The 12349-nt window shown below is 43.4% G+C and carries 14 protein-coding genes; 11 read left to right on the forward strand and 3 right to left on the reverse strand.

Annotation, left to right across the window (positions count from 1 at the left end):
- Positions 1 to 45 precede the first annotated feature (45 nt).
- Positions 46 to 729 (reverse strand): TIGR00266 family protein, encoded by a 684-nt coding sequence (locus ACL6C3_RS24610; protein ID WP_413162020.1) that lies wholly within the window; start codon positions 727 to 729, stop codon positions 46 to 48.
- 21 nt (positions 730 to 750) lie between these two features.
- The gene (locus tag ACL6C3_RS24615) at positions 751 to 1416 is read right to left on the reverse strand and encodes a TIGR00266 family protein (protein WP_413168410.1); all 666 of its coding nucleotides are present in this window, start codon (positions 1414 to 1416) and stop codon (positions 751 to 753) included.
- Between the two features lie 102 nt (positions 1417 to 1518).
- Between ACL6C3_RS24615 and rsmA the strand changes: the two genes are divergently transcribed.
- The 8 genes from rsmA (at position 1519) to ACL6C3_RS24655 (ending at position 7307) form a co-directional block, all read left to right on the forward strand.
- Positions 1519 to 2349 (forward strand): 16S rRNA (adenine(1518)-N(6)/adenine(1519)-N(6))-dimethyltransferase RsmA, encoded by an 831-nt coding sequence (gene rsmA / locus ACL6C3_RS24620; RefSeq protein WP_413162023.1) that lies wholly within the window; start codon positions 1519 to 1521, stop codon positions 2347 to 2349.
- Between the two features lie 9 nt (positions 2350 to 2358).
- Entirely contained in the window at positions 2359 to 3300 is a 942-nt protein-coding gene (gene ispE, locus ACL6C3_RS24625) for a 4-(cytidine 5'-diphospho)-2-C-methyl-D-erythritol kinase (RefSeq protein WP_413162024.1), read from the forward strand.
- A gap of 35 nt (positions 3301 to 3335) precedes the next feature.
- A complete protein-coding gene (locus ACL6C3_RS24630; RefSeq protein ID WP_413162025.1) occupies positions 3336 to 3677 on the forward strand; it encodes a DUF3082 domain-containing protein in 342 nt (113 codons plus the stop codon).
- Between the two features lie 304 nt (positions 3678 to 3981).
- A complete protein-coding gene (locus ACL6C3_RS24635; RefSeq protein WP_413162028.1) occupies positions 3982 to 4377 on the forward strand; it encodes a hypothetical protein in 396 nt (131 codons plus the stop codon).
- Between the two features lie 13 nt (positions 4378 to 4390).
- A complete protein-coding gene (locus ACL6C3_RS24640) occupies positions 4391 to 4777 on the forward strand; it encodes a hypothetical protein (protein ID WP_413162031.1) in 387 nt (128 codons plus the stop codon).
- Positions 4774 to 5136, forward strand: a complete 363-nt coding sequence (locus ACL6C3_RS24645; RefSeq protein WP_413162034.1) for an HNH endonuclease — start codon at positions 4774 to 4776, stop codon at positions 5134 to 5136. The genes ACL6C3_RS24640 and ACL6C3_RS24645 overlap by 4 nt, the downstream gene beginning before the upstream one ends.
- 623 nt (positions 5137 to 5759) lie before the next feature.
- Complete coding sequence (locus ACL6C3_RS24650; protein WP_413162036.1) at positions 5760 to 6230, forward strand: pentapeptide repeat-containing protein; 471 nt, start codon at positions 5760 to 5762, stop codon at positions 6228 to 6230.
- A gap of 135 nt (positions 6231 to 6365) precedes the next feature.
- Positions 6366 to 7307, forward strand: coding sequence for a spermidine synthase (locus ACL6C3_RS24655; RefSeq protein ID WP_413162038.1), 942 nt, complete (start codon positions 6366 to 6368; stop codon positions 7305 to 7307).
- A 13-nt stretch (positions 7308 to 7320) separates the two neighbouring features.
- Here the strand turns inward: ACL6C3_RS24655 and ACL6C3_RS24660 are convergent, their stop codons facing one another.
- Positions 7321 to 7944, reverse strand: coding sequence for an acetoacetate decarboxylase family protein (locus tag ACL6C3_RS24660; protein WP_413162040.1), 624 nt, complete (start codon positions 7942 to 7944; stop codon positions 7321 to 7323).
- Between the two features lie 156 nt (positions 7945 to 8100).
- Here ACL6C3_RS24660 and ACL6C3_RS24665 point away from each other — a divergent pair, with 156 nt between their 5' ends.
- From ACL6C3_RS24665 to ACL6C3_RS24675, 3 genes are all read left to right on the forward strand, one after another.
- On the forward strand, positions 8101 to 8715 hold the full coding sequence (locus ACL6C3_RS24665) for an NfeD-like protein (RefSeq protein ID WP_413162042.1): 615 nt from the start codon (positions 8101 to 8103) through the stop codon (positions 8713 to 8715).
- A gap of 254 nt (positions 8716 to 8969) precedes the next feature.
- Positions 8970 to 10355 carry a flotillin family protein gene (locus ACL6C3_RS24670; protein ID WP_413162045.1) on the forward strand — a complete coding sequence of 462 codons (1386 nt, stop codon included), beginning with the start codon at positions 8970 to 8972 and terminating at the stop codon, positions 10353 to 10355.
- Positions 10356 to 10395: 40 nt separating this feature from the next.
- Positions 10396 to 11958, forward strand: a complete 1563-nt coding sequence (locus ACL6C3_RS24675) for a flotillin family protein (protein WP_413162047.1) — start codon at positions 10396 to 10398, stop codon at positions 11956 to 11958.
- Positions 11959 to 12349: the final 391 nt, after the last annotated feature.

Consider the following 12349-nt stretch of genomic DNA (forward strand, 5'->3'; position numbering starts at 1 on the left):
TCAGTCCCGATTAATTTTATCACCGTCAATTTTTGATTTTAAAACCTAACTTTCTTTCGCAGGTAAACGCGGCCCGACCAACTGTCCAAACGCCGTCGAATTATGGGTTTGACAGTATAATTTTCCCCGTCCTCGAAACCGACAAACCAAACCTTCTCCCCCCAAAAATGCACCCAACCAACTCGAACCCGGTTTGGTAATTTCAAAGTTTAAGGTTTTTTCAAAGGCGACAATATGACCCGTATCAACAATATATTCATCCTCAACATCAACCTCATAAATGCCGCCAAAGGAGTTAATCAAAACATCCCCCTGACCCGTCAAATCTAACCAAAAAATATTTTCGCCCGAAAAGAAAGATTTAAACCCTTGAAACCCCAAATCAATATCAACATCCGAATGGCTGGCTAAATAAGAAGTCGCCTGTACAACCAACCCCGAACCCGTAACTTGATAATGCAAAATATCGCCCAACAACTTCGGGGCTAAAAACACTTCTCCGCCCGAAATGGGAGAACGAAAAACGCTCAAAAACAGCGATTCTCCCCCAACCATTCGTTTTAAGCCGCCTAAAATTCCGCCCCCTTTTCCTTGTCGTAAAGTTGTGCTAGTATTAATAGATTCGCTCATGGCAACCATAGCGCCAGCTTCAGCAACTAATTCTTCGCGAGCGTCTAAAGTTACCCGAGCAATTGCACAGTCGGGCTGTTGTAAAATTTTAATTTTCATAAATTGCGTCCTGTAATGAAATCAACGATATTTGGGACTGAGAAACCTTACCAAACCATCAACACTGCGAGACTGTAAATAGATCACCCCATTTCCCCGAATTTTATTAATAAAACCTTCCCCGGAAGTCAGAGAACCGAACAAACCCCCCGCCAACCCAACACTCATTTTAATTCCGGCTTCGTAGGCGACTAAATGACCGTTATCGACGATAAATTCTTCAGTAATTTGTTTTTGAGTAATGCCGCCATAACCCCCAAAAAAAACCAAACCGGGTCCGGTTACTTTCAGTTTAAACAACCCTTCTCCCGCAAACCAACTGGCAAACCCCGCCCATCCCACACCTAGTTTAACTTTTTTGCTACTGCCAATATAGGCACCCGGTTGAAAACAAAGTTGTTGTCCTGACTGCAATTCTACTGCTACAATATCACCGATAACCGATTGAGACAGAACTACCTGTAAGAGTTGATTCGTATTGTTGGTAAATGTATTGACAAACAGCGATTCTCCGCCAAACATTTTTTTAACGAGGGCAGAGAAAAACCCACCTGAGAAAGTCGTCTTCATGGAGATTTTTCCCTCCATCCCGACCATCGCCCCTGCTTCGGCTGTTAGACTGTCACCCGGTTCTAGTGTCATAAAAATAGTCGCAAAGGCAGGTTTGTAACGAATTTGATATTGCATCACAGCGACTTCCTTTTGTTAAAATTTTAGTCTAACTACAAGTTAGCTAATCCTTTTTCCAGAAAGCTGGAAACTTTACAAAAAAACATACAGAAAAACACCATGTCTCATCCCCGCAAACAGTTCGCCCAACACTGGCTTCGCAGCCCTACCGCTTTGAACCAAATTGTCAACGCCGCCCAATTATCAACCGACGATAACATTTTAGAAATCGGCCCCGGAACCGGAGTCTTAACCGAACGTCTGTTAACATTGGCTAAAACGGTTTTGGCGGTAGAAATTGACCGAGATTTATGTAAAAAGTTAGTTCAAAAATTCGGCAAGCTTGACAATTTTTTACTTTTGCAAGGCGATATCCTGAACCTTCCCCTAGAAGACTATCTGAAAGATTTTCCCAACTTTCAAAACCCCAACAAAGTGGTTGCTAATATTCCCTACAATATTACCGGGCCGATTCTGGAAAAACTCTTGGGAAATATCGCCCAACCCAATTTGAACCCCTACGATTTAATGGTATTATTAGTTCAGAAAGAAGTCGCCGAACGTCTGTGTGCGGGACCGGGTTCTAGAACATTTGGGGCGCTGTCGGTGCGAGTTCAATATTTGGCCGAATGCGAGTTAATTTGTCAGGTGCCAGCGAAAGCCTTTTATCCGCCTCCGAAAGTAGATTCTGCGGTGGTGCGGTTGCGTCCCCGCCCCCTGGAACATCCGGCTGAAAACCCCAAAAATCTGGAAATGGCGGTAAAATTGGGATTCGCCAGCAAACGGAAAATGTTACGAAATAATTTAAAAAGTGTGATAGATCGCGATCGCCTGAGCCAAATTCTGGAACAATTAAAAGTTAATCCCCAAGCTCGTGCCGAAGATTTGAGCGTTGAGCAGTGGGTGAGTCTGAGTAACCAACTGGTTCATTTGACCTCTGAAAACCCCTAATTAATTCTCATGCGTTCTTACTCCCTAATTGCTCCGGCTAAAATTAACCTATACTTAGAAATAATTGGCGATCGCCCCGATGGTTATCACGAACTGGCGATGGTACTTCAAAGTATATCGCTGGCCGATCAAATTGACATTCGGCCGATAGAAATTGATACAATATTCGTTCAATGTGATAGCGCCGCAGTTCCCAACGATAACACCAACTTGGCGTATCGGGCGGCGGCATTGATGGCCCAACAATTCCCCGAGGCGATGGCGCAATATGGCGGCGTGGAAATTACCATCAAAAAACGAATCCCCGTAGCGGCGGGTTTGGCGGGGGGTTCAACCGATGCGGCGGCGGTGTTGGTGGGTTTGGATTTATTATGGCAATTGGGACTGACTCAGGGCGAATTAGAGGACCTCGCCGCCCAAATTGGTTCCGATGTTCCCTTCTGTATCAAAGGCGGCACCGCTTTGGCAACGGGGCGGGGTGAAGTGCTTTCGCCGTTGGTTAATTTGGATAACTTGTACGTGGTGTTGGCAAAATACCGCAGTTTGGCTATTTCGACGCCTTGGGCCTACAAAACCTACCGCACCCAGTTTGGCGATACTTACGTTAGGGAAGCCGAAGATTTACAAAGTCGGCGTCAGCGGGTACATTCGGGGGGAATGGTTTCGGCTATTATGCAGCGAGACGGCGCGAAAATTGGTCAACTTCTGCACAATGATTTAGAAAAAGTCGCGTTACCCGAACATCCGGAAGTTTTGAAACTGCGAGAAGCTTTTGCCTCTCAAAATGTATTGGGTACAATGATGTCAGGTTCCGGGCCGACCGTGTTTGCGTTAACCGAATCCGAACGGCAGGCTTTAGAAGTAGCAGAAACCGTTCGCAAGCAACTGGCAAATCCCGATTTAGACTTCTGGACGGCTAAATTGAGTTCAACGGGAATTACCCTAGCCTAGTTTATTTAGTTTACCATATTTTTTATCAAAAATCAATGAGCGAATCCCCTTCTAAATCTAACGCTGAATCTTCTAAAAACAACCTCGACGGCGTGACTCCCTTTCGCTGTTTAAGTAATGCTGCGGTGTTGGGAAGTATTGCCACAGCCCTGTATTTTTTAACCCGTTCCGTTACCCAAACCTACGCCGCCAAACCCATTCATTCCGATAATATTGCAGTCGTTCAAATGTCTGTAACTGTTAGAACTTTAGTCACGGGTTTATGTATGATGGGAACGGGCGTATTTGCCTTTCTCACGTTCGGGTTAATTTTTGTCGCCATTCAGCTTTCTGTTCAGCGTATTTTCAAAAAAGATACCCCCTCATCTGAGACTTAATTTTAAGGTCATGGAACTGTTGGCGACATGGACTTAAAAATATTTAAGTCTTGTTTTGTAATATCCATATATGAAAGAATAATTACGATTAACACTCAGTATATGGTGCTTTATATTGTGCCGGAATCAATATAACAAACTGTATAAAGTTCAATCTACTGATTTATACTTAGAACGTCTCGAATATTAACAGGTTAATCAAAAAAATTCAGTATATTTCCTGAAAAAAAATAATACATACAATCATATATTGACGCAGATTATAGCTATAAGCTACGATGAATAAAAAGCTTTGGTAATATCTATGAATAAGTCAGAGGCGATTAATTTACTTACGAAGCAAGGATGGACAAAAGCAGATGCCAAGCGAGCTTTGGAGGAGATTGATTTTAGTGAGAATCCTAATCAAGAAACTATTCTCCAAAAAACCGCATCGTTTTCAGGTTATGAACTCAATAAACGTCAGCGGAGTCAAGCTGCTCAGAAGGGTTTAGTTACCAAGAAAAATAATGAGATAGAGCGGATAAAAAAAGAAAACGCTGCAAAGATTAATCAATTTGAAAGAGACGTACAGGAAGAGCGTGGTTTTTGGCAGGGGCTTCTTGAATTCTTGGGTTACAAAGATCAAAAGTCTGCTTTTCAAAATTCAATGAATGAATACGTTATTAATGAGGACGATAACAAAAATGACATTGCATAATCGATCTCAGCAGATGAGTCAAACAGTAACTCGTAAACAATTACAAGCTTACGGGATGTCTAAATATCATACGCAAGCTATAACAAAAGGTTTGACTCCTAAAGGCAAACGGGGGCAAGCGTGCGTTTATAGTTTAATCGAAGTTGTTGCTGCCACTAAAGACTATGTGCAACGGCCTAATGTTAAGCTGTCTACTCGTGAAGCTTTAGAAGGAGTTTTAACTACTTTACTGGAACTTTTAGGAAATGTAGTAGAAGTACCTTTTTCAATAGGAACTGATCCTGAACTGCGTCAATTAGTTACAAAGCTTAATCAAGCAATGGCTAAAACAGATGCTTCTCTAGCTGCGCTCAAAGCCGATGCTGCTGAAATTAATCAGAAATATGATATGATGCCATGACTACTCTACATCAACTGATTGCTAATCTACTATCTGCCATGAAAAGAACGGATACATCCTTATCGGCTTTAAAGGCTGATGTACCTGAAATAGAAGCTAAGTATGACCCTGTGAAGTTAGCTCGTTCCCGATTTAATTCTTGGCGTGACAGCAATGACGGAAAAACCTTCAAAGATCGTCTCTACAGGAAACAGAAAGGGCAATGTGCTAATCCTGACTGTCATAGAGATTTACCCATTGACTACTTGGAAATAGATCATAAATTGCCAATTACGACTCATCATCAATTGGCTTTAAAGAAAAGTAATATGCAGTTACTATGCACTCCTTGTAATCGAAAGAAAAGCTCTAGAATCTAATGTAATAGTGTGAAATCAAACAAATTACCCAAGATGTTAATTTATATCGGGTTCCGGCTGATTTAGAAGAATTGATGAAAATTTTAACGGCGATTCTGCAATCATAAACTCTGCGATCGCCATTTTCTCATCTTATTTTTTCTGTAAATTTTAGTTAAGTATTTTTGCCAAAAAACCTAAGTATCTATACTTAAACTTCCAGATAATATAAAGTTTCATCTCGTAAAGATTAATATAACCTAAAGAAAACCGAACCTCATACAAATAATTTTCTACCCTAACAGAATATCAGGAAGAATATTGACTGAGGAGCATTTAAACAATGGCTCATCAAACCCATACAACAGAACACGACAACAGCGTAATCGGCTTTTTAATGGCTTTTATCCTGTTGTTGTGTGCATTTACCTTTGTCATCTTGATCGGTATCTTTTAGGCTGTGCGTGACAGCATAATCAAAGTTGCAAGCAAAATCGATTGAGCATTTTGACGGATTGAATTTTTCGACTCAGTTTTGACTCAAGCAGATTTCATTGTTGATTCAACCTCAAAAAATGCTCGATGGAATGATGATTTCGAGAACAAATTAGAGAGAACATCTCAAAAAATTGGAGGTTTTAAAAATGGATGCGAGTCAATTTATGAGTTTGCTCGAATCGGGTGAGAAAAACTTTCCGGGGATTTGTTTACATGGAGTTAATTTAAGTGGAGTTAATCTCAGTCAACTGAATTTAACTCGCGCCGATTTAAGTTGTGCGGATCTCAGCGGTGCGAATTTAAGCGGAACCGATTTAAGTCAAGCCAATTTAACTAATGCTGATTTGAATCAAGCCGATTTACGCAGTACAAATCTCAGTCAAGTTAACTTAATTGGAGCGAGTTTAATTGACGCCAATCTGGGACGAGCCAACCTCACCCGTGCGGATGTTCGCAGCGCTAATTTAACCAACGCCGACTTAATTGGTGCCATTTTAACCGATGTAGAATTGAGCGGCGCAGATTTAACCAACGCCAATATTAACGAAGCGGAATTGAAGCAAGAGACGTGTAATGTAGGGGTTTCCCACAATTGGGTTAGCTGGTCGGGTGAATAAAAGATTAAGAAATTTGGCTTAACTTATAATGATAATATTGGGGACGGACAATATTTTCCGTCCTTTTTTGCGGTTTTTATGATAAAAAATAAGGGGTGAATCTCTCAGAACTTATCAATTTAAACAAGGAGTTTCATGGCTGGTAGTCCAATTAACGCCGATCTTTGGTTGAGTGATTATCTCACCCCTTGGGATCTCTACGCTCACGGGATCACTCGCATTCTCACCTACAAACAGACTCCCTATCAACAAATGTATGTTGTCGAAACGAATACTTATGGTAAAGCCTTGGTTTTAGATGGGAAATTACAATCAACCACAGGCGATGAATTTCTCTATCACGAACCCCTGGTTCATCCTGCTATGATTTATCAGGGAGAACCTCGAACCGTTCTGATTTTGGGTGGGGGAGAAGGCGCGACATTGCGGGAAGTTTTGCGCTGGAAAACTGTTGAAAAAGTGACAATGATTGATATTGATGGGGAAGTTGTAGAAGCTTGTCGTCGGTATTTACCCGAAATGAATGCCAATACTTTTGATGATCCTCGGGTTGAATTAATTATCGGAGATGCGTTTGAATATTTGAATGAAATTAAACACCCTTGGGATGTGATTATTTCTGACCTTTCTGAACCCGTAGAATCGGGGCCATCTTTTCGGTTATTTACCCAAGAATATTATCAAAAATTGCGGGATTTGTTAACCCCCGGAGGCGTTTTGGGGGTGCAAGCGGGATCGGCTTGTGTGCTGAGAATGAAGTTTCATGTGCGGTTAGCCAGAACGTTAAATCAAGTGTTTTCGAGTATTCATTCTTATAGCAGTAATGTTCCGAGTTTTGGGGAAGCTTGGGGGTTTATTGTCGCCTCTGGAAGCGAAATTAATCCCCAACCCAACCCGGAAGAAATTGACCGCCTGTTAGCCGAAAAAACCACCCAAGATTTCCAAATGTTAGACGGAATAACCCTTCTTGGAATTCTACAAACACCCGCTCACATTCGTCGGGCGATCGCCAAGGAAAACCAAACCTATACCCTCGCCCATCCCCCCACCGATTTTGAACAAAATTTACTGGATTAATTCCGATTCAAAGTTAGGCTAACGTTTGAGGTTGATCCACAACTAAATTTAGGGATTGTTGATAAAGTGTGAACCAAGGATGATTAACATTGAGATGAGCAAACGGACTTTGTGGGGAAATTTCGACTTGACTGCCGATTAGACTTAGATTAAAATTAAACTGACTTTTAAAGTGCAGAATTCGTCCGGGTTGATAACCAAAAGCCGGAACGTTCAACGATAGGGGTAAACTCAAACTCGGTTGAGAATAAGTTAGCCGACAGAGAACCTTTTCCCCTTGAGAAACGGTAACAGTATCGGTTCCTTCCCAGTGAAATTCTGCCAATTCTTTCGGAAGTCCCCAAATGTTTCTCCCCCCCGCAACCGAATCTTCATCATCAACGTAAATGTGAGAAATCCATCCGCCCCATTCGCCCGAATAACTGACCAAACCCGAAACCACAATCAATTCATTGTATTGTAAAATAGAACCCGATTGATAACTCGAAATATACAGCCCTCCAAGCGTTTGATTCGGCCAAGGAGAAATAATATTAAATTGGGGGGGAATCAGGGGACGAACTTTGGCAACATCAACCCATTGTAGGGTCTGGAGGGCATAACCTTTCAGCGTCCAGGGTGCGGGAGGATAAGGCATAATTTTTAACGGTTTTGCCAGTAGGTTAATCTTATACTTTATTCATAATTTACCAAGTTTTGTTACAAAAGTTTGCTGAATCCGGAAACGAATTTGCGAAAATAGAAATAGACTGACTGAAGCAAATAATAAAGTATCCCATGACTAGGGGCGCCTATGTTTACTCTCTACCTATTCTGTTTAATAGTGGGCGGCGTTTTCGTTGGACTAGCTGCTTTCGCCGGACTGGATGGCGTTGATTTTGATCACGACTTCGATCCCGACATACAACTTCTAGATCAATCGGCTAAAACAGAAGAGGATAAGTCTATCCGCTTGAAAAACAGGCGGCGTCGCCGAGGATTGGGATTACCCTTTTTCAGCTTGCGGTTTTGGACATTTGGCGGATGCTTTTTCGGCTTAACGGGAGTCATCCTCTCCCTGTTGAACCCCGCGATGTCCGGTCAGTTAATCTGGTCGATATCCATTGCGGTGGGGGTTGTCAGCGGTAGCGCGATGGTTTGGGCGTTACGGCTTCTGCAACACCAACAAGCCGACAGTATGGTACGCGCCGATGATTTATTGGGTTTACCGAGTTTAGTCGAAATTCCATTCGATCGCAATAGCAGAGGCAAAGTGCGATTAAATATAAAAGGAAGAACCCTCGAACTTATGGCAATGACAGAAGACTTACAAGAGTTTTCTCAAGGAGATGAAGCCTTTGTGGTGGGAGTGGAAAAAAACAAAGTGTGGGTAGTGAGTGAGGCTAGTTTTAAACAATCTTCAAATTAACAGATTGACAGAAAAGACTCAAAAAAAGTCAGATTAAGCAACAATTGGAATTCATTCTATAGAACCGAAAAATCACCACAACCGATCCGCTATATTGTAGTTATAAACCCAGTCCAATGTACAAACTCTAACCAACTTTCATAAAGTCATCCCAACCCGCCGAGTGTTAATTGAGAACCCATAAACCAATCCCCAATACACTCACAAGATTAACCAACCGGAACTCAACGTTGTATCTATTCAACCCAAACAAAATGAACGATAAATTTATAGCTTATGAAGCTGAAGACGCGATCTTAGTAGAAGTCGCGCAAGTTCAACCGGTCGAATCTATTCCAACAAACCGGAGCGAACTCCCCGCACAAATTAGCACCGCATTACCGATCGCCCTGACTATTTTTGGTAGCATTATCCTAATTTGGTTTCTCAATACCTTTTTACAAATTTGTAAACCCAACGAAATCTTAATTCTCTCCGGTCGCAAACATCGCAGCAAAGACGGCGATGTCGGTTATCGGGTCATCTTTGGCGGACGCACCATCTGCATTCCCATCTTGGAAACGGTCAAAACGATGGACCTGCGAACCATGCCCGTTCCCGTCGAAGTCACCAACGCCTATTCAAAAGGCGGCACCCCCCTGCACATACAAGCGATCGCCAACGTCAAAATCTCCAGCGATCCCGCGATCGTCGGTAATGCGATCGAACGTTTCCTCGATCGCGATCGCTCCGAAATCTCCCGAGTCGCCCGAGAAACCCTAGAAGGCAACCTGCGGGGCGTCGTCAGCACCCTCACCCCCGAACAACTCAACGAAGACCGCCTGCGCTTCGCCGAACGCATCGCCGAAGACGTTTCTCGCGATCTCGCCAAATTGGGTTTACACCTCGATACGCTCAAAATCCAAAGCGTTTCCGATGACGTCGATTATCTCAAATCCATCGGCCGCCGGCAAATTGCTTTAATCATGCGGGACGCCGAAATCGCCGAGTCCAACGCCCTCGCCGAAGCCGAACAAATCGAAGCCGACTGCAAACGACAGGCCGAAGTTGCCAAAACCCAAGCCCTAACCATCGTTCAGCAAAAAGAAAACGAACTGCGGAAAATCAAAGCCGAACTCGAACAGCAGGCCCGCTCCGAAGAAGAACGCACCATCGCCGCCGCCAAAGAAGCCCGCGCCCGAGCCGAACAACTGCTGCAAACCGTTCGCTCCGAGTTGGAACGTCTGCGCCTAGAAGCCGACGAAGTGTTACCCGCAGAAGCCGAACGTCAGGCGAAGGAACTGCTGGCCAAAGGACAGGCCGCACCGTTAACCGAAAATGCCCAAGCCGAAGCCCTTGTTAACGATTTGCTCTCGGAAGTTTGGCAGTCAATGGAGCAAGACGCCTCGGAATTGTTCTACTTGCAGCAAATCGAAATGATCCTCAAAGAAGCCGCAAAAGTTCCGGGTCGCGTCGAACTTCGCAATGTCAACGTGATTGATAACGGCGACGGTAAATCAATCGCAAGTTTGGTGAAAGCCTACCCCGATATCTTCAGCCAGTTCCTCGATAGCGTCGATCAAATTTTAGGGGTAAAAGTTGCCGCCACTCGCGCCCAAAATAACGGACACAAACTCAACGAATTCACCCTGAAAAATTAGGGATTTTTACAGAAAATAAACACATTCATTCAGAAAAACTATGGAAGTTATCATTGCATTACTCGCAACATTGGGTTTAGGAACCGGCGCCGGAGCGTTTATTATTCGCAACCTTTACTATGTTTGTCAGCCGAGCGAAGTTCTCATTTTTGCGGGCGGACATCGGCGCGTAGACGAAAGACGGGAAGTCGGGTATCGGTTGGTCAAAGGCGGAAGTAGCATTCGAGTTCCCCTGCTCGAACAGGCGTTTCGGATGGATTTAACCAACATGATTATTGAGTTAAAAGTGACCAACGCTTACTCAAAAGGGGGGATTCCGCTAACCGTTGAAAGTGTGGCAAACATTAAAATTGCCGGGGAAGAACCGACCATTCACAACGCCATTGAACGTTTGCTCGGCAAAAGCCGCAAAGAAATCGAACAAATGGCAAAAGAGACTTTAGAAGGGAATTTGAGAGGGGTTTTAGCCAGTTTAACGCCCGAACAAGTGAACGGCGATAAGTTGGCTTTTGCTAAGAGTTTATTGGAAGAAGCCGAAGACGATTTGGAACGGTTGGGGTTGATTTTAGATACCCTACAAATTCAGAATATTTCTGATGAAGTCGGTTATCTTGATTCTATCGGACGTCAACAACAGGCCGAACTGCTGCGAGATGCTCGCATGGCAGAAGCCCAAGCCCAAGCCACTTCGGTCATGCGGAATGCAGAAAACCGGAAAAATACCTCGCTCAAACAGTTAGAAACTGACATAGAAGTTGCCAAAGCAGAAGCCGAACGTCGGGTCAAAGATGCGATTACAAAACGCGATGCGGTGATTGCCGAATCCGAGTCCGAAATTGCTTCGGAAGTGGCACGGACTCAGGCGGAACTTGCCGTTCAAAGGGCTAGAATTATCCAGGTTGAACAGAAGTTACAAGCCGATGTTGTTGCTCCGGCGGAGGCACAATGTAAACGCGCTATTGCCCGAGCCAAAGGGGATGCAGCCCGTATTATTGAAGAAGGAAAAGCCAGGGCTGAAGGGACCCAACGCTTGGCGGAATCTTGGAAAGCCGCCGGTGCAAATGCCCGGGAAATTTTCCTCTATCAGAAATTGGAAGGATTGCTGCAAACTTTGGTTTCTACCATTCCCGAAGTTGAGGTGGATAATGTAACCGTAATTAACAGTGAAAACGGTACAACTGCAACTAAAATAGCCGGGTTTTTAGAACAGTTGCGACAAACCACAGGAATTGATGTCGCTGATGCGGTTCGGGGTATCAGTCAGTCGGGTTCACCTGTTAATACCATTGAGAGTTTTGACCCGTTAAAAGAGGGAATGGCTTTACCCGCTTATGGTTCTAATTCAACCGCAAACCCAGAAGAATTTTTAAAGTCGGTTCAATCAGAAGTTCAACAATTCCTCAGTCAAGTTGCTCAAAAAACCCAAACCAATCGAGAAGCGGAACTGGCTTTAGAACAGAAGATTAAAACCGACCCGCAGTTTAAATCCCGCTTACAAAAAGCTGTAAAACTTGGCGGTCCAGACCGTTTAAAAGCCATGTTTAATCATCAGACGGTTTATATTCCGCCAGCGATGGTTCAGTCTTGGTTAGCGCAAGTCTAAACAACCGCTAGAAAACTCTTTTTTTGGCATTTTGTCATAAAATTCTATCAACCCGGTTTCTAAAAAGTTACCGGGTTTTTTTATGCACTCAACAACAAAAGTAGATTTTCTATCGAGTTGGTTTAAAGAAATATAGCGCTTCGGGCTATATTATAGCGCTACTTGAATCGGGAACACCGGATCAGGCAACAGCAGACTATGAAAGGATTCTAGGATGTAGAAATGTCAAAACCGAATTTTGTACTGCTATAATCGCAAACCCCACAGAATCGCGGAAATGTCAAGTCAATAGTTGTCGATTTTACTGAAAATTTACAATTCAACGCATCAACCAACAAAGTTTCTAAAAAGACGGCAAATTTAAAGTTAATTCCGGGAAATTTACCGAAGG

Origin of the sequence: Capilliphycus salinus ALCB114379, from assembly GCF_047276495.1 — a bacterium.
Taxonomy (GTDB): Bacteria; Cyanobacteriota; Cyanobacteriia; order Cyanobacteriales; family Microcoleaceae; genus Capilliphycus; species Capilliphycus salinus.